Genomic DNA, 18,722 nt, shown 5'->3' with positions numbered 1-18,722 from the left:
AGGTCTGCAAACGCCGGACTTTTGCCGGGCAAAAGTGGGGATTCGTCCCGTCAGGGTAGACAGTTTTTAGGCCCCCAATGGGTCATTGGGCGCCACTTATGCCGATGAGTTCCTGAGACTCAGAAAATCCCCAGGAATTTTTTTCGCCGCGTGAGACTGCTTTCACAACTGGCCAGTTGCCGCTGGTACTTCTGTGATCGCGCGGAGACTTTCCTGGCCACCTGCTTGAGCCAGGTCTTGTTGCGGAAGCTGCGGCGATTAAAGCCGCCGTGGCCCTCGTGATAGGCCAGGTACAGGTGATAGGTATCGTCAGGCCGTATGCGGCACTGGCGGGCACTGGTGTTGTTGTACCAGCCCACAAAGTCGATGGCGTCGTCGAAGTCATCGCGGTCGGCGCCGTAATTGAAAGTGGAGCGCTGGTATCCGCGCCAGGTCGTGCCGAGGGCCTGGGAGTAGCCGTAGGCGTCGGACGGGCGTGGGCCGGGGAAAATCCACAAAATCCTGGTCCGCGGCGGCTTGGCGTCGTGGACAAAGCGCGACTCCTGATGCAGGAAGGCCATGGTGGTAGCCACCGGGGACCCCCACTTTTCCTCTGCATCCTTGGCTGCGCCGTACCAGCCCTTTTTCTCGCGGAAGATACTGCAGATATCGTCCGGGTTGCTTGGCGGACTGGTGGCACAGCCGGCCAGGCTGCCGGCCAGCAGTAACAGGAGCACTCTTGTGATCGGGCAATTGTTATTGTTTTGCTGCATGTCTCTCGCTACCGGCGAATCTCAGTCTGTGAATGGGCCCTCTTGGCCAGGCGTTGCCCCCGGGCTGGGCGCCCTCAGGAGGCGGTGAAGGTCTTGACTCCTGCGGCGGTGCCCAGCAGCAGGAGGTCTGCGGGGCGGTGGGCGAACAGGCCATTGGTGACGACGCCGGTGATGTTGTTGATTGCCTCTTCCAGGGCCCTGGGCTGGGTAATATGCAGATTGTGCACGTCGAGGATGACATTGCCGTTGTCCGTGGTCACACCCTGTCGGTAGATCGGGTCGCCACCCAGTTTGACGATCTCCCGGGCCACCAGCGAGCGGGCCATGGGGATGACCTCCACCGGCAGCGGAAAAGTGCCCAGCACGGGTACCCACTTGCTCTCGTCGGCGATACAGACGAATTCATCAGAGCAGGCGGCGACGATTTTTTCCCGCGTCAATGCGGCGCCACCACCCTTGATCAGCTCGAGCGCCGCATTGGCCTCGTCTGCGCCATCGACATAGACCTGGATACCATCCACTGCATTGAGATCGTACACCGGAATGCCATGGGACTTGAGGCGCTCCGCGGAGGCCTCTGAACTGGCCACAGTACCGTCAAAGCGCCCCTTGATCTCCGCCAACATATCGATAAAGAAGTTGGCGGTGGAGCCGGTGCCGACGCCGACGATGCCATCTGCCTCCAGTTTGGGGGCGATATAGTCGATCGCGGCGCGTGCAGTGGCGCGCTTCAGTTCGTCCTGGGTCATGGTGCTGTTGGTCCTGTGCAATGTTTTCTTGGAAATCGCGCTTTTGATGAGAAAAACTCTCGCCGATTGAGCCTTTTGGTGGCAATCCTGCTGGCGGAGGATTAGACTGGCGAGCCCGGGCAGGGTCTGTGGCCGTGCCTGTCTACCGACCACTATCTGACAAAGACGGCTGCTGAATTTCGCCATGCCCAAGTCCTATATCAAGCGCATTTTAGACGCGCGCATCTACGATGTCGCCACCGAGACCCCGCTGGAGCCAATGCGCCAGCTGTCACACCGGTTTGGCAATCGCATTCTGCTCAAGCGCGAGGACCTGCAGCCGGTCTTTTCATTCAAGGTGCGCGGTGCCTACAACAAGTTGTTGCAGCTGCCCGCGGAGCAGCGCGCCCAGGGGGTGATAGCCGCCTCTGCGGGCAACCATGCCCAGGGCCTGGCACTGGGCGCGGCGCAGCTGGGGGTACGGGCCACCATCGTCATGCCCACCACCACCCCGCAGATCAAGGTCAATGCAGTGCGCATGCGCGGCGCCGAGGTGGTGCTGCATGGCGACACCTTTGACGAGGCGGCCGCGCTGGCCAGGCAGCTGGTGGAAGAGCGCGGTCTGGTGTTCGTCCACCCCTACGATGATCCAGATGTGATTGCGGGCCAGGGCACGGTGGGAATGGAGCTGTTGCGCCAGCATCCCGGCCATCTGGATGCCGTATTTATCCCGGTTGGTGGCGGCGGCCTGGCCGCCGGTATGGCGGCCTATATCAAGTACGTGCGCCCTGAGGTGAAGGTCTTTGCCGTCGAGCCGGAGGAGGCCGCGTGCCTCAAGGTGGCGCTGGAATCGGGTGAGCGCGTGCGTCTGCCGCAGGTGGGGCTCTTCGCCGATGGTGTGGCGGTTGCGCAGATTGGTGAAGAGACTTTTCGGGTGTTGCGGGAAACCGTGGACGGTGTGATCACAGTCTCCACCGATGAGGTCTGCGCGGCCATCAAGGATATCTTCGAGGACACGCGCTCCATCGCCGAGCCGGCCGGGGCCGTGGGGCTGGCGGGTCTCAAGAAGTACATCCAGGAGCAGGGCGGCAGTAACCAGGCGCTCGCGACCATCTGCAGCGGTGCCAACACCAATTTCGACCGCCTGCGCTATATCAGTGAGCGCACTGAAATCGGCGAGAAACGGGAGGCGGTGCTGGCGGTGACCATTCCAGAGCGTCCGGGCAGCTATCTGCAGTTCTGTCGCGATCTCGGCGACCGCGCTATTACCGAGTTCAACTATCGCTACGCCAATGGCGGCGAGGCACACATTTTCGTTGGCCTGCAGGTGGCCGCCGATGCCGATCGCCACCAGTTGCTGGGCCGCCTCAGCGACGGCGGTTATCGGGTGACGGACCTGACTGACAATGAGATGGCAAAACTCCATATTCGCCACCTGGTCGGCGGTCGGGCGCCGGGACTGGCCGATGAAGTGGTCTATCGCTTCGAATTCCCGGAGAGACCCGGGGCGCTGCGCAAGTTTCTCGAGCAGCTGGCGGGGCGATGGAACATCACCCTGTTCCATTACCGCAACCACGGGGCCGCCTATGGGCGCGTGCTGGTGGGGATGGAGGTGCCGTCGGAGGAGCGCGAGGCGCTGCGGACCCTGCTGGAGCAGTTGCACTACCCCTTCTGGGACGAGACCGACAACCCGGCCTACAGCTTCTTTCTGGCCAGCTGACTGGTCGGGCAGCCAGGACAGTTGGGGCAGGCGGGAAGGCCCCGGACACCCCTCGGGTAGACCATCAATTCACAGATGTCGAATAATTGTGAGTAAAAATGAGACAAGTGTCTCAAAATTTAAGCGAGAATCGGTTACTATTTCACCGTTGGTCAAGATTTTCATCCGCTGTGGAACTTCCGTGTCAGCGGGAGTCCAACCCGGGGTGAAATGCTCATAACAAAAGAACAATACCTACTTACAGGATGGTCCCCATGAAACCCGATGCACTGACAATCGCTGTGGTTGTCTTTGTTGCGGGCGTGCTGCTGAGCAGTACCGGTCTCACCGAGGTTTTCTCCTCGGAGGAAGCGGAACCCCCGGCAGCGCTGCAACAGGGAGTCGTAACGCGCTAAGCGCGACGCCTCCACCGCAAAGCAAAAAAGCCGAACGCGCGAGCGTTCGGCTTTTTTGTATCTGGGCTGCGGGTTTCCCTGTCGGCCGGTGGAGTCTAGCGGCAGCGGTAGCTGTGACTCTCCGTGACAACGCCGTGCAGCGGGATGTCCCAGCTGTCCGTGGGCAACCGGGGCACGCACTGCAGCTGGTGGGCGATGCCCACTAGGCGCGGGCCGGCCCCGGGCAGCAGGTGCTGTATGGCGAAGGTGCGGTCGTAGAAGCCTGCCCCCATCCCCAGGCGGGCGCCGCTGGGGTCAAAAGCCACCAGGGGCATCAGCACCAGGTCGAGCTGCTCGGGCGGATGACTGTGGCCCCGCACCGGCTCCGGAATATGGTAGCGGTTGCGATAGGTCAGGGCCCGGCCGTGCCAGCGCACGAAGCGCAACTGAGGGTGCGGCGCGTGGGGCAGGACGGGTAAGTAGAAGCGTTTTTCGGGAAAGCGTTGCACCAGTCCGCGCACGTCCGCTTCGCCATCCATCGGCCAGTACAGGCCGATGTGCCGGGCGCGCAGAAGTGTCGGGTGGTGACTCAGTCGGTTGACGATGGCCTGGCCAGCGAGTCTCTGCTGATTGGCGTCCAGTGCCCTGCGGGCGGCGCGCATGTGGCGCCTCAACTGGGGCTTGCTTTCGATTCTGGAGGCATCAATGCCGGAGAGGAAGTCGGCGCTGCGGTCGGTAATCTTTGACACGGTTGGCGAGGAACCCGGCTGCGGTGTTTTCTCTGTATTGGAAGAACCGCTTTAATTAGGACACCCCGAGCGTGCGGCTGATGACGTAGCCTTGAACCGTTAAGTTCAAGGTGGTGGTCTCCGGAATGCATAAGGCTTTCCGCTGCATGGCGGACTTGCACACCAACATCCGCTGGAAACCTCCAGGGTAAAAGTATCGGCTCAGGACATTGTCAACTGGCCAACACCTCAGGGCTTAAACGCAGTATAACCCTCATGCCTTTAAAAGGCTAAGGCCGCAGCTTTCAGCCCGCGAGGATTTCGCCGTTTGTCAACTCGACGGCTGGTCAGTCCTTTTCCGTGTCGATGGAGGAGAGTGCGGACTGGACCTTGTCCTGCAGGCGATCAAGCATTTCCTGTTCCAGCGGAACGCGGGTCAACTCTGCCTTGGCCTGGATGAGTTCGTGGGCGATGTTGAGTGCAGCCATGACGGCGATACGCTCGAGACCGATCACTGAGCCACTGGCGCGGATTCGGGTCATGCGTTCATGCAGCAGGCGTGCGGAGGCCTCGAGTTCGGCGCGCTCGTCGTCTGCACATGCCACGCGGTACTCCTTGTCGAGAATGGAGACCGTGACGGTTTCGGATTTTGTGGCTGAGTCACCCATCAGGAATCTTGCGCTAGCCCCTTGAGGCGATTGATCATGGCTTCTACCCGCGTGCGGGCAACTTCATTATTTTTAATCAGGCGCTGGCGCTCGCGCTGCCAGTCGGCTTCCTGCTGGCGCAGCGCGCGGTTGTCCTCGGACAGCTGCTGACAGCGGGTTATCAGCGACTCCACGGTGCTTTCTAACGCTTGTAACTTATCCATAAATCCTGCGTTTTTTGACTGCGCCTCGAGGTGTCCCGATCCGACACCGCACTTCGTGGCGCCAGGGCTGCTGGATGTCAGCAACCCACTTATGCATGCAACACGACAGACTGCGAGGGATTCCGCTACTATATTGCCGGCTCATGAGAGGGTCAATTGCCCTGCCAGAGCGGCCAATCACAAATTTGTGCACCCATTCCCTATCTGCGCCGCATTTGCGCCCACATCCGGGGTAATTGCGGCAGAAAAAGACAGTTTGCGCAAACTCTGTACAGTGTTTGCGTCTCAGCAAGAGTCGGGCAGTGACGATGACCAGTAACCTCAGTGAATTCGACAAACTCGCCAACGGAATCCTCGCCGCTGGTGGGCATACCAGTCCCAGTGAGCTACACGGTTTCGTCTGTGGAGTGCTAGCCGCAGGAGCCCGCCCCGATCGCGGGCGCTGGCAGGATGAGCTGGGCCAGCTACTGGATCTGGATGCGGTGCCCGCGGATTTGTCCGCGGAGTTTCAGCGGGTCGCAGATGAAAGCCTGGCGCAGCTGGAGGATCGCAATTTCGACTTCCAGTTGCTGCTGTCAGAGGACACCGGCATTACCGAGCGCACGTTGTCCCTGGCCCAGTGGTGTCAGGGCTTCCTGCATGGTTTCGGGGTCGGCGGCTTTCAGGGAGACCTGCCGCCCACCAGCAAAGAGGCGCTGGATGATATCAGCGCGATCAGCCAGGTGGACGCCGATACTGCTACCGAGGGCGAAGAGACGGAGAACCAGCTGCTGCAAGTTGAGGAGTTCCTCCGCGTGGCCGTGATGAATATTTTTACCGAGACCGCGCCCCGGCCCGCTGGCGGCAGCAAAGGGGCCACGCTGCACTGATGGGTATCGGCAAGGCGGAATACGCACGACGCCGTGCGCGGCTGATCGCGAGCCTGCCGGAGGGGAGTCTCGCCATCGTGCCAGCGGCGCGGGAGCAGCTGCGCTCCCGTGATACCTATTTCCCCTTTCGCCAGGACAGCGACTTCCTTTACCTGACCGGATTCCGTGAGCCGGAGGCGCTGCTGGTGCTCGCACCCGGGCGTGCATCCGGCGAGGAAATACTTTTCTGTCGCGAGCGCAATGCGGAGAAGGAGCTGTGGGATGGCCCGCGTCTCGGTCCCGAACGGGCCGCCGATGAATGCGGTTTCTGCGATGCCTTTCCCATTGGCGACCTCGATGACATTCTGCCGGGGCTGCTGGAGGGCCGCGAGCGGATTTACTTCACCATGGGGCGCTTCCCGCAACTGGATCGCCGACTGCAGGGCTATTTGCGCGGGATCGAGCAGGCGCCCTCCAGTGGCGGGGCGCCGGAGATGGTGGATCTCGATCACCTGCTGCACGAGTTACGCCTGTTCAAGAGTGCCGCAGAAATTCGCTTGATGACCCGGGCCGCGGAAATTACCGCAGAGGCACACCGGCGCGCGATGGGCCGTTGCCGCCCGGGAATTTTTGAGTACCAGCTCGAGGCCGAAATTCTCCATGCCTTCGCCGACGCCGGCGCGCGTGAGCCCGCCTACCCCTCGATTGTCGGCGGTGGCACCAACGGGCTGGTGATGCATTACTGCAGCAATCACATGGCATTGAAAAATGGTGACCTGGTGCTGGTGGATGCGGGTTGTGAATATCGCGGCTACGCCGCCGATGTCACGCGCACTTATCCGGTAAACGGTCGTTTCAGCGGCGCGCAGCGGGCCCTGTACGAGGTGGTGCTGGCGGCACAGCTGGCGGCCATTGAAGAGGTCCGCAGCGGCAACCACTGGGACCAGCCCCACATGGCCAGTGTCGAGGTGATTACCCGCGGGCTGGTGGATCTGGGTTTGCTCAGGGGCGACCCGGGCGAGCTGATGCAGTCGGGGGCTTACCGTCAGTTCTATATGCACCGGGCCGGGCACTGGCTCGGTATGGATGTCCACGACGTGGGGGATTACCGCGTGCACGGGCAGTGGCGACAACTGGAGCCGGGTATGGTGATGACGATCGAGCCCGGGCTGTACATTCCGGTGAATGCCGATGTGCCGGAGCAGTTCCGCGGTATCGGCATCCGTATCGAGGACGACGTCGCCCTGCTCAAAGACGGCGCGCGGGTGCTATCGGCAGCGGCGCCGAAAACGGTGGCGGATATCGAGCACGCCATGGGGCAGGGGGAGTTTCAGGAGGCACTTTGGTGAAGTCAGCGGACATGGGAAACAGCCGCCGAGCGGACGCAAACGCGGGCGCAAACACGGGGGAGCGGCACGTGGACGTCGCCATTGTCGGCGGTGGCATGGCGGGTGCCAGCCTGGCGCTGATGCTCGCCCGGTACTGCCCCGATCTTCGGGTGGTGCTGCTGGAGCAGAAACCGCTACCCGGCAACGGCACCGGACTGACGCTGCCCAGTTTCGACACCCGTGCCACGGCACTGGCGGCCGGCAGCCTGCAAATGCTGGAACAGCTCGGACTCTGGTCGGAACTGAAAAAATACTGTGCGCCGATACGTGAGATCCATGTCAGTGATCGCGGGCGCGGCCTGGGCGCCCGGCTGGATGCGGCGCTGGAGGATCGCGCCCGGTTCGACGGCATGTTTGGCGCCGTAGTGGAGAACGCGGCCCTGGGCCCGGTGCTTTACCGGGCAATGGCGGAGACGTCCATTGAGGCCGTTGCACCGGCAGAGGTGCGGCAGGTGCGCTTTGATGAGCGCGGGGCGCGACTGTCCTGGCGGGATGGCGCTGGGGCAGAGCAGCACCTGCGGGCCGCTCTGCTGGTGGCGGCGGACGGTGTCGACTCGCCGCTGTGTCGGCAGCTGGGGATCGAGACGGAGCGGGTCGAATACCGGCAGAAGGCCCTGGTCACTACCCTCGGTCTGCAGCGGGATCACGGCGGAGTGGCCTACGAGCGCTTTACCGAGAACGGCCCCATGGCCTTGCTGCCATTACCGGATCGGGAGGGCGCCCACCGTGCCGCGCTGGTCTGGACCTGTGATGAGGCCGATGCAGACGCCCTCTGTGCCCTCGACAGCAAGGCATTCCTAGCGCGTGTGCAGCGGGCCTTTGGCTGGCGGGCCGGGCGCCTGGTGCGCAGCGGCGAGGTGGCCTCTTACCGCCTGAGTCTCAGTGTGGCGCGGGAGCAGTGGCGCCGTCACCTGGTCCTGGTGGGCAACTGTGCGCATTTTCTGCATCCTGTGGCCGGACAGGGTTTTAATTTGACCCTGCGGGACTGTGAGGCGCTCGCGCTAGCGCTGTCACACCGACGTAGCGAGTCTTTGGCGCAGGATTCCACAGGCGCACTAGACTTACTGGAAGGCTATGGCCGCGAGCGGCAACTGGATCAGCAGTTGACCATTGGTTTCAGCGACCGGATCCCGCCGTTGTTTGCCTCGGGTAATCCGCTGATTCGGGGCTCACGTCAGCTAGGCCTGCTGGGGCTCGCTATTGCGCCTCCGGTGCGGGCCAGTTTTCTGAGTCAGGCAGCCGGTTTTGGGCTTTAATAATCCGCACCGCTGTCGGCCGGGTATCATTACCAGGTGAATGGTGTGCAGTTAACAGCGGCAATTACGCGCCAAGAATCGCGAAATGGTCAGAATATGAACAGAAACCGTCTGGATATCGCTGTCGTCGGCGCCGGCATGGTGGGCATGGCCCAGGCTGCGCTCCTGGCTGTACGGCATCCGCAACTGCGCATCGCCGTGCTGGAAGCCTCTGCTGAGCGCCCGTCAGTCCCGGCGGACCACTACGACCCCCGCGTGGTAGCCCTGACCCAGGCCTCGCAGGAACTGCTGGCGGAAGTTGGCGTCTGGGATGACATCATTGCTGTGCGGGCCTGCCCCTACACGGATATGCGTGTCTGGGATGCCGAGGGCACCGGCTCTGTCAGCTTCAGCTGTCGCGATGTACACCAGCCCAATCTCGGTCATATTGTCGAGAACAGCGTGGTAAGCGAGGCGCTGCGGACGCGGCTCGAGGCCCTGCCCAATGTGGAGCTCATCGACGGCTTCCGGCTCGACAGCTGGTGGCGCGACTGTGGCCATTGGCACCTGCAGTCCCGCCCCAGGGATGAGCAGTTGGTGGAAGGCCTCGAGGACCGGGGCGAGATCGTGGAGACCCGCTTGCTGATCGGCGCCGACGGCGCCCGCTCACGGGTGCGTGACCTGTTGCGCATCCGCTGCAAGGATACTGACTACCACCAGACCGCTCTGGTCTGTGTGGCCCGCTGTGCACAGGAGCATCGACATGCCGCCTGGCAGCGCTTCCTGCGCACCGGCCCGCTCGCCTTTCTGCCGCTTGCCGGTCTCGGCGACGAGCATCACTGCGCGGTGGTCTGGTCGGCGGACAATGACCTGGCGCGCGAGCTGCTGATGCTGGACGACACGGCCTTCGCGCTCAATCTCGAAAAGGCGTTCGAGAGCCGCCTGGGCCCGATCGAGTCGGTCAGCGAGCGCTTCTCTTTTCCCCTGCGCGGGCGCCATGCCGAGGCGTATTATGGCCCCGGAGCCGTGCTGGTGGGGGATGCGGCTCACACCATTCATCCCCTGGCGGGCCAGGGCGTCAATCTCGGGTTGCAGGATGTGCGTGTTCTCAGCGAGGAAATCCAGCGTGCCCTCAAGCGTGGCCTGGAGCCATCTGACCATTCCGTGCTGGCCCGTTACCAGCGCCGCCGTCGCGGTGATAACGCGGCGACCCTGAAGGCGATGAGCACTTTCAAATCGCTGTTTGGCGCGGGCGAACTGCACTGGCGCTGGCTGCGCAATACCGGATTGAGTATGGTGGATGCCAGCCCGCTGCTGAAAAAAAGGATCATCCTGCGCGCGATGGCGGTATGAGCCCGGCCAAGGCGCTTGTTTTTTCATTGGGCGAACCCAATATCGCTGGCAGCGCTCGTCATCGAGCTTTCGCCTCAATTCTGTAAAGGCCCGGACTGACTCTTGAGCGACTGGACCGCTGTCTATCAATTTCCCATCGACAAAGACCTCGGCGAATTGGCGCAATTCATCGCGCGCGCCCGCTTGCCCCTGCGTATCACCGAAGAAAACAACCGGCAGGTGCTCTGGGCGCCGGACCCGCGCTTCGAGCAGCTGTTGCTCCCTGTGCTGGAGCGCTGGAATGCCGGGGAAATCCGGCTCGCCGACGTGCGCATCGAGCCCGCGGCAGAGACCGCCGATGCGGAGCAATCTTCAGTATCGGTCGACGTTCCTCCCCAACCGGATGGGGTGAGGGAGGAGCCGGGGCACGCGCCGCCCGGTGAAGAGGTGAGAGTGGATGCCGTAAGTCCCTCGCCACTGCCGAACTGGCCCCTGCGGACAACCCCCCTGTGCCTGTTGCTGATCGGCCTGTGCTTTATCGGCTGGCTGTTGTTGCGGGAAAACCTGGTGCAGGGGCTGGTGATTTTTCCCGACCGGCGAGAGGATTTCGAGCTGGCTTCCTCCACTCTGGCGTGGCACTGGTCCCGCGGTGAGTTCTGGCGCTTGTGGTCGCCGGCGGTGGTGCACTTTTCCCTGCCCCATGCATTGTTCAATGCCCTCGGTGTGTGGATTCTGGGCCGCTCCCTGGAGGCCCGCGCTGGTACCCTGCCGCTATTGCTTCTGGTGCTGGTGAGCGCTGCGGTATCCAACCTGGCCCAGTACCTCTGGTCCCCGGAGACAGTATTCGGTGGAATGTCCGGTGTGGTCTACGGTCTGGTGGGCGCCGTGCTGGTGCTGCAGCGAATGGCACCGGCCTGGCACGATGTGCCGCCGGGCATCGTGACACTGGCAGTCGCTTGGCTGCTCATTTGTGCCTCCGGGTTATTCACCCTGATATTCGGTGTCGGCGTGGCCAATGCGGCGCATCTGGGAGGCTTTGTCAGCGGTCTGTTGCTGACGCTGCTCTACTGCCTGTTTGGCGGTACCCGCAATTTTTCTGAAGTGAGAGGAACGACGAAAGCTCCATGACTCTGCTCATTGTCTATGTGCTGATTGCGCTGGGTTTTTCCTTCCTGTGTTCCATCGCCGAGTCCGTCATCCTGAGCGTGACCAAGCCCTACATCAGTTTGCTGGAACGGGAAGGGCACCGCGCCGGGCGGGTATTGCGCCGTCTCAAGGATGATATCAATGCACCTCTGGCGGCGATCCTGACCCTCAATACCGTGGCGCACACGGTGGGCGCGGCGGGTGCCGGCGCCCAGGCTGCGGCGGTGTTTGGCAGCCAGTACCTGGGATTGATCTCGGCGGTGCTTACCCTGCTGATCCTGATTTTCTCGGAGATTATTCCCAAGACGCTGGGGGCAGTGTACTGGCGCCAGCTGGCACCGGTGACCGGCTATACGGTGCGCTTTATGGTGTGGGTGTTGTTCCCCTTTGTGAAGATGTCCGAGTGGATGACCCGCGGTTTATCTCACGGTCCAACACTGACCGGCTTCAGCCGCGAGGAGTTTGCCGTGATGGCAGAGCTCGGCCAGGCGGAAGGGCAGCTGGAAGAGCGCGAGTCAAATATCCTGCGCAACCTTTTCTTCACCCTGCGTGATCACTCGGTGCGGGAGGTGATGACCCCGCGCACGGTGGTCTATTCCCTGTCCCGGGACGACACCGTGGAACAATCCTACGACGATGTGGAGAAGAGCCGCTTCTCCCGTATTCCCATCTACGAGCGCAACGACCCCGACTGCGTTGTCGGTTTTGTATTGAAGCAGGAATTGTTGCTGGCTTACGCCAAAGGTGATCGCGACGAAAAGCTGGCGCAATTCCGCCGGGATATGCTGATGCTGCCGGAGACGGCCACCATCTACCAGGCGTTCCAGAAAATGCTCGCCCGCCGAGTGCAGATCAGCGCGGTAGTGGATGAATACGGCAGCCTGGAAGGCCTGGTGACTCTCGAAGATCTGCTCGAGACCCTGCTGGGCGAGGAGATTATCGATGAGGCAGACAAGACGGCTGACCGCCAGGCCCTGGCCCGCCGCTTGTGGCGTTGGCGTTCCAAGCGCTATGGCCTGAAAGTGGATGAGACCGCCCAGGAGCCCGATGACGATTCGGGTGAACAGGAGACTTCGTCAGGGGAGGATCCGCGCGAGTCGGCAGATCGGGAACCGCCCACGGACAAGAGCGGATGACTCAGTGTGCCGGGTCGAGGTGCGCGGCGGTGCTGTTGTTGACCCGGAACCAGCCTGTGACACTGTAGCGCGGGCGCTGCACCGGCAGCACTTCGTGGGGGAACTCCTCGCTCAGGAAAATCACCATCTGGCCAAAACGCGGCGCCACCTTCAGGAGCGGGGCTTCCGCCTCCGGATCGCCGTGGATCACCGAGGGGTAGATCGCCAGCTCGCCGCCATCGCGCGGCTGCCAGTTTGGGGTCAGGTACAGCACGGTGCTGAGTACGTGGTTGGTGTTGCCGTGAAAGGCGTCCAGGTGTTTTTTGTAGCAAGTGTCGCGGTCGTAAAAGGCGTAGTGACACTCGTAATCGAACAGGCCCAATATCAGTTGCCGGTTGAGGCCCAGCCGCAATTCTTCCATCCAGTTCAGGTACGCCGACACGTAGGCGTTACCCCGATCCAGCCAGAAAACCCGGTCGCTACGAATGGTGCGGTCCAGCTGGTGCTCGTCCTCACGGCCAATACCCGCGCGCTTGAAGCGGCGGTCGTCGATGGAGCGAAAATGGCGCAGCAGGCCACCCAGCAGGGCCGGTGGCAGTGGGGCGCGCAGCACAATATAACCGTCCGTGCGCAGGGCGCCGGCGATGCTCTCCAGCACCGGTTCCTCCAGAGAGGGGTTGGGTGCTGGCGGGGCCAGATCGAGCGTTGTGGTCAAAGAGAACTCCAGGGCGGGAGGGCGGCAACCGCCGGCTGCGCAGGGGGCGCGTTATATACCGGATTGCCGCTTCGACAAAGCCTTCTCCCCGCTGCCATCGGCACTGCAAGCAGTTTTGTCGGTGATCCCGGATTGGCGCAGGTTTTCATCCCGGCGCCTGCTAGGCTTGCAGAAGATTGCCGTCTGGAAAGGCTGGCCGCCGCGCCGGTAGAATACGCGGCTTTATTTGCCACTGATTCGAGAACAAAAGATGGGAAACAGAACGCCTCTGTATGACACTCATGTCGCCATGGGCGGCAAAATGGTTGATTTCGGCGGATGGGATATGCCTCTGCACTACGGCTCCCAGCTCGAGGAACACAACAAGGTGCGCACTGCTGCGGGTATGTTCGATGTGTCCCATATGACCGTGGTCGATATCGACGGCGACGGCGCGCGGGACTACCTGCGCTACCTGCTGGCCAACGACGTGGCCAAGCTCGATGGCAAGCCAGGCAAGGCACTGTACACCGGTATGCTGAACGAGGACGGTGGCGTTATTGATGACCTGATTGTCTACCTGCGGGACCCGGGCTACCGGGTGGTGGTGAACTGTGCAACGCGGGATAAGGATCTGGCGTGGATGCAGCAGCAGGCCCAGAATTTTGACGTGACCCTGACCGAGCGCCCGGAGCTTGCCATGGTGGCTGTCCAGGGCCCGGAGGCACTGGAGAAGGCCAAGGCCGTATTGGGGATCGAGTGGGCCGCGATCATCGACGGCCTGAAAGTGTTCGAGAGCGTGGCTCGCGGCGACTGGTTCGTGGCGCGCACTGGCTATACCGGTGAGGATGGCCTGGAGATCATGCTCGCGGGCGACGACGCCCCCGGTTTCTGGCAGGCGCTGGCGGACGCCGGTGTTGCCCCCTGTGGCTTGGGCGCGCGGGATACCCTGCGCCTGGAGGCGGGTATGAACCTGTACGGTCACGAGATGGACGATGACACCTCGCCGCTGGCGGCCAATATGGGCTGGACCATTGCCTGGAAGCCCGAAGAGCGTGACTTTATCGGCCGCAAGCCGCTGGAGCAGGAAAAGGCAGATGGGCCGAAGGAAAAACTTGTGGGCCTGGTCCTGGAGGAGCGCGGCGTCCTGCGTGCAGGTCAGCCGGTAGTGGTGGACGGCACGGAAGACCGCGGTATCATCACCAGCGGAACCTTCTCTCCAACCCTGGGCTACTCTATTGCCCTGGCGCGGGTACCGGTGGCCGTGGGCGACACAGCCCAGGTGGAGATCCGCAAAAAACTGGTACCGGTGAAGGTGGTCAAGCCCAGCTTTGTCCGCAACGGGAAATCCGTAATCTGAAACCATATTCGCGTTGTCAGGGGCGCGGCGCTGGCCGTAACCAGAGCTCACCCGCCCCTGCAGCTGACAACTCAATTCAAGAGAGCTTAATCGAGGGAACACAGAATGAGCGAGATTCGCAGCGAACTGAAATACCTGTCCAGTCACGAGTGGGCGCGGCTGGAAGAGGACGGTACCGTCACCGTTGGTATCAGTGATCACGCCCAGGATGCACTGGGCGACGTTGTGTATGTGGAGCTTCCGGAAGTGGGCGCTACCCTGGCCGCTGGTGATGAGGCCGGTGTTGTCGAGTCCGTGAAGGCGGCCAGCGATATCTATTCCCCGATCTCCGGCGAAGTGGTTGCGATCAACGAGGATCTCGAGGACGCACCGGAAACCGTGAACGGCTCTCCCTACGATGACGGCTGGTTCTTCCGCGTAAAGCCCAGCGATACCAGCGAACTGGACAACATGCTGGACGCCGATGCCTACCGCGAGGAAGCGGAGGACTGATCATCCCTGATGACCGTCCCGGTAACAAAAAAGCCGCGCAGCAGAAACTGTGCGGCTTTTTTTATCGCAGTCTGAAGGGGTTTGCAGGCTGCGGGAGGGATTCTGCCTGGCCGCAACTACATCGGCTGCAAAAGTGACTTGAGGCCGACGCGCTTCAGGTAGCTGCTCAGGGTCTCCTCGATCTGCTCCGGGCACTGCAGGTTCAGGCTCTGTTCGAGCAGGTGGTTCATATCGGTCTTGGTGACCGCCCTCAGGGCCGCCTTCACCCGGGGCAGGTTGGTGGCATTCATCGACAGGACGTCGTAGCCCATGGCCACCAGCAGCAGCGCGCCGCCGGGGTCCCCGGCCAGTTCACCGCAGATGCCCACCTTGGTATTGGCCACGTGACTGGCTTGCACCACGTGATGCAATGCGCGCAACACCGCCGGGTGCAGGGCGTGATAGATGTTGGCCACGCGACTATTGTTGCGATCCACCGCCAGCAGATACTGGGTCAGGTCGTTGCTGCCCACGGACATGAAATCGACGCGTTCGGCCAGTTCGCGGGCCTGGTACACGGCAGAGGGCACTTCGATCATGATTCCCAGGGGGGGCATGGCGATCCGGTAGCCCTCGTCCACCAGTTCCCGGTGCGCCCGCTCCACCAGCTTGCGGGCTGCCTCCAGTTCGCCCAGCCCGCTGATCATGGGCAACATGATGCGCAGGTTGTCGAGGCCGAGGCTGGCTTTCATCATGGCCCTGACCTGGCCCAGGAAAATCTCCGGATGGTCCAGGGTGACGCGAATACCGCGCCAGCCCAGAAACGGATTGGTTTCCTCAATGGGGAAGTAAGCCAGCGCCTTGTCACCGCCGATATCCAGCGTGCGCATGGTGACCGGGCGCGGTGCAAAAGCCTCCAGCTGTTCGCGGTAGATCTCCCGCTGCTCCTCCTCGGAGGGAAAGCGATCGCGCAGCAAGAAGGGCACTTCCGTGCGGTAGAGGCCCACCCCCTCGGCACCCCGCTCCAGCGAGCGCACCACATCCGCCATCAGCCCGGTATTTACCCACAGGCGCACCCGGTGCCCATCGGCGGTTTCCCCGGGCAGGCCGGCCAGGTGGTCCAGGTGCCGGGCGATTTCGCGCTCTTCTTCAACGATGGAGTCGTAGCGGCGCCGCAGTTCTGTCGAGGGGTGTACGTACAGTTCACCGCGATAGCCATCGACCACCAGTTCCGCACCGTCGATGCGCTCAAACGGCAGCTCCTGGGCGCCCATGACCGCTGGCAATCCCATGGCGCGGGCGATAATGGCCACGTGGCTGTTGGCGGAGCCCTTGATCGAAACCAGGCCGATGAGCTTTTCCCGTGGCACGTCTGCCAGCGCAGCGGCGGTCAGCTCCTCCCCGATCAGAATGGCGTTATCCGGATAGTCCCGCTCGCTCTGCTGCTGCTGGCGCAGGTGCATCAATACGCGCCCGCCCAGATCGCGCACATCCGCTGCGCGGTCGCGGAAGTAGGAGTCGGACATGGCTTCAAAGCGGCGCACATGTTCCAGCATCACTTCTGCCCAGGCGCGGCTGGCGCTGAGTTGCTGGCCGCGGATGCGGTCGCAGACCTCCACCGCCAGGGAGCTGTCGTCGAGCATGCTGATATAGGCATCGAACAGCGCGCGCTCCTCCCGGTTGAGCTCGTCCTTCAGCCGCTCACCCACCGCTCGGATCTCCTCCCGCGCGGCCACCAGGGCCTGGTGAAAGAGTTCCAGCTCTGTTTCCACGTCCATGCAGCAGCTGTAGGGCACAGTGGAAAGGCTGGCCGGCGGGGCGACGATGTGGACGCTGCCGATGGCGACACCGGGGGAGGCGGCGATGCCGGTGAACTTGGCTTCGCGGCGTTGCTGGCCAATGGTGGCCAGTGCGCCGGTCGCCTCCGCATGGGCGATGACGCCGGCCAGCTGCGCAGACAGAGTGACGAGAAAAGCTTCCTCGCCCTCGTCGAAACGGCGCTGCTCGGCTTGCTGTACCACCAGCACGCCCAGCACGTTGCGGTGGTGAATAATGGGGGTGCCGAGAAAGGCGCTGAAGCGCTCCTCGCCGGTGGCGGGAAAATACTGGTAGGCGGGGTGGGCCTCGGCCCGCTCCAGGTTGATGGGTTCCTCCCGGGTAACCACGTTGCCCACCAGGCCCTCACCGGGTTCCAGGCTGACCTGGCCGACGGAGTCGGGATTGAGGCCCTCGGTGGCCATCAACACATAGGAGCCGGATTGCTTGTCGCGCAGGTAAACGGAGCAAACGCGGGTCTGCATGACCTCGCGCACGCGGTGCACGATGATGTCGAGCACTGCGGGCAGGTCACGTGCCGCGTTGACTTCCTGAACGATGCTGCGCAGTGATCCGAGCAAAGGCCTGTCCTCGCCAACGATGGAGTAGGGGAAGTGCCGCGGGACTAGTCCTGTTCCCGCTCCCAGCGCTTCTCCAATTGTATTTGCTGTGGCGCCAATTCGGTGAGCGCGCGACGGTATACCTCCCGCTTGAAGGTCACCACTTTGGTCAGCGGGTGCCAGTAACTCACCCAGCGCCAGTGATCGAACTCGGGTTTGTAGCCGTTATTGAAGCTGATTGAGCTCTCCGCCGCCTCCAGCTTCAGCAGGAACCACTTTTGTTTCTGGCCGATACACAGCGGTTCGGAGCGTCTGCGCACCAGTCGCTGCGGCAGCCGGTAGCGGAGCCAGCCTCGAGTACAGGCGATCAGACTCACCTGGTCCCGGGTCAGGCCGATTTCCTCGTAGAGCTCGCGATAGAGCGCCTGCTCGGGGCTCTCACCCGGGTTGATGCCGCCCTGGGGAAACTGCCAGGCGTCTTTGCCGCCGATCCGTCTCGCCCACAGCGCCTGGCCGCGGTCGTTCAACACGATGATGCCGACATTGGGGCGGAAGCCCTCGGCATCGATGTTGCTGCTGTTGTCGGCACCGCGTCCGCCTTTCTTGCGGCCGCTGTTGGCGGGCGCATCATTGCGGTTCGATGGCCTGGCGGACCTGCGGCGGTTCTTGCGTCCGGCGGATGCCGGCTTACCGTCGCCCAAAATACTGTCCTCGATATCTCTGTCGCACGGCCTGCCGCCGCGCATACTTGTCCCGCATTGTTCCACAGCGACGGTATTACGGCAATTCGCCACTGCGGTCGTGTGCGGACTCCCCTGGGAGGGTAAAATGGCCGCCGTCGGTGCACACCGCGCCGGCGGAAAAAACCACACATTGCATCTATATTGAAAGGGGGCACGGCCGTGCAGCTGGCAATTTTTGACCTGGATAACACCCTCATTGGCGGCGACAGCGATCACGCCTGGGGCGAGTTTCTGGTCGAGCGAGAGCATGTCGATAGCGAGCGCTATCGTTCCGCCAACGACCGCTTTTACCGGGACTACCAGCGCGGCGAGTTGGATATTTTCGCCTATCTCGAATTCGCCCTCGAGCCCCTGGCCCAGATGACCAGGGCGCAGCTGAATAACCTGCACCGGGAGTTCATGCAGGAAGTGGTCAGTGAAATCTGGTTGCCACGCGCAGAAGAGTTAATCAGTCGGCATCGTCGCCAGGGCCACCATATTATGATCATTACCGCTACCAACCGGTTTGTGGTGGAGCCGATTGCCCAGCGCCTCGGTGTGGACAGCTTGTTGGCCACCGAACCGGAGGAATTGCAGGGCCGGTTTACCGGCAAGGTTGTCGGTGAGCCCTGCTACCAGGGGGGTAAGGTGGTGCGTCTGCACCAGTGGCTCGCCCACAACCCCGAGTTTGGCGGTAACGAAAAGTGGTTCTATAGCGATTCCATCAATGACCTGCCGCTGTTGCAGGAGGTGGACCACCCGGTAGCGGTGGATCCCTGCCCGCGGCTGCGGGCAGAGGCCGAGAAGCGCGGCTGGCCCATTATCAGCCTGCGTGAGGAAGAGTGAGTTGCCCGCGGTCCGCG

General features: G+C 62.5%; 19 protein-coding genes and 1 other RNA gene. 11 read left to right on the top strand and 9 right to left on the bottom strand.

All coding sequences use genetic code 11. The annotated features are described in order from the left end of the window. Positions 1 to 119: 119 nt before the first annotated feature. Both AWR36_RS07525 and rpiA read right to left on the bottom strand, forming a co-directional pair. Positions 120 to 752 (bottom strand): transglycosylase SLT domain-containing protein, encoded by a 633-nt coding sequence (locus AWR36_RS07525; protein WP_067083277.1) that lies wholly within the window; start codon positions 750 to 752, stop codon positions 120 to 122. A 74-nt stretch (positions 753 to 826) separates the two neighbouring features. Then, the gene (gene rpiA, locus AWR36_RS07520) at positions 827 to 1,501 is read right to left on the bottom strand and encodes a ribose-5-phosphate isomerase RpiA (protein ID WP_067083275.1); all 675 of its coding nucleotides are present in this window, start codon (positions 1,499 to 1,501) and stop codon (positions 827 to 829) included. Between the two features lie 184 nt (positions 1,502 to 1,685). On the opposite strand from rpiA, the gene ilvA reads away from it, so the two are divergent. Then, positions 1,686 to 3,200: a threonine ammonia-lyase, biosynthetic gene (ilvA, locus tag AWR36_RS07515; RefSeq protein WP_067083272.1), complete on the top strand. Its 1,515-nt coding sequence runs from the start codon at positions 1,686 to 1,688 to the stop codon at positions 3,198 to 3,200. 254 nt (positions 3,201 to 3,454) lie between these two features. Then, positions 3,455 to 3,595 carry a hypothetical protein gene (locus AWR36_RS16200; RefSeq protein ID WP_176491096.1) on the top strand — a complete coding sequence of 47 codons (141 nt, stop codon included), beginning with the start codon at positions 3,455 to 3,457 and terminating at the stop codon, positions 3,593 to 3,595. Positions 3,596 to 3,690: 95 nt separating this feature from the next. Here AWR36_RS16200 and AWR36_RS07510 read toward each other — a convergent pair whose 3' ends face one another. From AWR36_RS07510 to AWR36_RS07495, 4 genes are all read right to left on the bottom strand, one after another. Further along, entirely contained in the window at positions 3,691 to 4,323 is a 633-nt protein-coding gene (locus tag AWR36_RS07510) for a 5-formyltetrahydrofolate cyclo-ligase (protein WP_231745279.1), read from the bottom strand. A gap of 58 nt (positions 4,324 to 4,381) precedes the next feature. Then, positions 4,382 to 4,561, bottom strand: a non-coding RNA gene (gene ssrS, locus AWR36_RS07505) — 6S RNA. A gap of 88 nt (positions 4,562 to 4,649) precedes the next feature. After that, a complete protein-coding gene (locus AWR36_RS07500; RefSeq protein ID WP_067083270.1) occupies positions 4,650 to 4,970 on the bottom strand; it encodes a cell division protein ZapA in 321 nt (106 codons plus the stop codon). Next, complete coding sequence (locus AWR36_RS07495; RefSeq protein ID WP_067083268.1) at positions 4,970 to 5,173, bottom strand: TIGR02449 family protein; 204 nt, start codon at positions 5,171 to 5,173, stop codon at positions 4,970 to 4,972. Before AWR36_RS07495 ends, AWR36_RS07500 begins: the two co-directional genes overlap by 1 nt. A gap of 308 nt (positions 5,174 to 5,481) precedes the next feature. Between AWR36_RS07495 and AWR36_RS07490 the strand changes: the two genes are divergently transcribed. From AWR36_RS07490 to AWR36_RS07465, 6 genes are all read left to right on the top strand, one after another. Continuing rightward, entirely contained in the window at positions 5,482 to 6,042 is a 561-nt protein-coding gene (locus AWR36_RS07490; protein ID WP_067083266.1) for a UPF0149 family protein, read from the top strand. Beyond that, complete coding sequence (pepP, locus tag AWR36_RS07485; RefSeq protein WP_067083263.1) at positions 6,042 to 7,370, top strand: Xaa-Pro aminopeptidase; 1,329 nt, start codon at positions 6,042 to 6,044, stop codon at positions 7,368 to 7,370. Before AWR36_RS07490 ends, pepP begins: the two co-directional genes overlap by 1 nt. 68 nt (positions 7,371 to 7,438) lie before the next feature. After that, positions 7,439 to 8,665 (top strand): FAD-dependent oxidoreductase, encoded by a 1,227-nt coding sequence (locus AWR36_RS07480; RefSeq protein WP_231745278.1) that lies wholly within the window; start codon positions 7,439 to 7,441, stop codon positions 8,663 to 8,665. A 96-nt stretch (positions 8,666 to 8,761) separates the two neighbouring features. Continuing rightward, entirely contained in the window at positions 8,762 to 9,997 is a 1,236-nt protein-coding gene (locus AWR36_RS07475) for a UbiH/UbiF/VisC/COQ6 family ubiquinone biosynthesis hydroxylase (protein WP_067083261.1), read from the top strand. Between the two features lie 102 nt (positions 9,998 to 10,099). Further along, the gene (locus AWR36_RS07470; RefSeq protein WP_067104558.1) at positions 10,100 to 11,104 is read left to right on the top strand and encodes a rhomboid family intramembrane serine protease; all 1,005 of its coding nucleotides are present in this window, start codon (positions 10,100 to 10,102) and stop codon (positions 11,102 to 11,104) included. After that, positions 11,101 to 12,258, top strand: coding sequence for a CNNM domain-containing protein (locus tag AWR36_RS07465; protein ID WP_082679464.1), 1,158 nt, complete (start codon positions 11,101 to 11,103; stop codon positions 12,256 to 12,258). Before AWR36_RS07470 ends, AWR36_RS07465 begins: the two co-directional genes overlap by 4 nt. 1 nt (position 12,259) lies before the next feature. On the opposite strand, the gene AWR36_RS07460 is transcribed toward AWR36_RS07465, so the two are convergent. Beyond that, on the bottom strand, positions 12,260 to 12,952 hold the full coding sequence (locus AWR36_RS07460) for a 2OG-Fe(II) oxygenase (RefSeq protein ID WP_067104556.1): 693 nt from the start codon (positions 12,950 to 12,952) through the stop codon (positions 12,260 to 12,262). Positions 12,953 to 13,202: 250 nt separating this feature from the next. Here AWR36_RS07460 and gcvT point away from each other — a divergent pair, with 250 nt between their 5' ends. Then, positions 13,203 to 14,291: a glycine cleavage system aminomethyltransferase GcvT gene (gene gcvT / locus AWR36_RS07455; RefSeq protein ID WP_067083258.1), complete on the top strand. Its 1,089-nt coding sequence runs from the start codon at positions 13,203 to 13,205 to the stop codon at positions 14,289 to 14,291. 105 nt (positions 14,292 to 14,396) lie between these two features. Next, complete coding sequence (gene gcvH / locus AWR36_RS07450) at positions 14,397 to 14,783, top strand: glycine cleavage system protein GcvH (protein WP_067083256.1); 387 nt, start codon at positions 14,397 to 14,399, stop codon at positions 14,781 to 14,783. A 116-nt stretch (positions 14,784 to 14,899) separates the two neighbouring features. Here gcvH and ptsP read toward each other — a convergent pair whose 3' ends face one another. Beyond that, the gene (gene ptsP, locus AWR36_RS07445) at positions 14,900 to 17,158 is read right to left on the bottom strand and encodes a phosphoenolpyruvate--protein phosphotransferase (RefSeq protein WP_067083254.1); all 2,259 of its coding nucleotides are present in this window, start codon (positions 17,156 to 17,158) and stop codon (positions 14,900 to 14,902) included. A 44-nt stretch (positions 17,159 to 17,202) separates the two neighbouring features. Beyond that, the gene (locus tag AWR36_RS07440; protein WP_456299170.1) at positions 17,203 to 17,838 is read right to left on the bottom strand and encodes an RNA pyrophosphohydrolase; all 636 of its coding nucleotides are present in this window, start codon (positions 17,836 to 17,838) and stop codon (positions 17,203 to 17,205) included. Between the two features lie 201 nt (positions 17,839 to 18,039). Between AWR36_RS07440 and AWR36_RS07435 the strand changes: the two genes are divergently transcribed. Continuing rightward, on the top strand, positions 18,040 to 18,705 hold the full coding sequence (locus tag AWR36_RS07435; protein WP_067083998.1) for a histidinol-phosphatase: 666 nt from the start codon (positions 18,040 to 18,042) through the stop codon (positions 18,703 to 18,705). Positions 18,706 to 18,722: the final 17 nt, after the last annotated feature.

The sequence above is a fragment of the Microbulbifer flavimaris genome (assembly GCF_001641755.2).
Classification (GTDB): Bacteria; Pseudomonadota; Gammaproteobacteria; order Pseudomonadales; family Cellvibrionaceae; genus Microbulbifer; species Microbulbifer flavimaris.
This window is presented reverse-complemented; position numbering and strand designations above follow the sequence as displayed.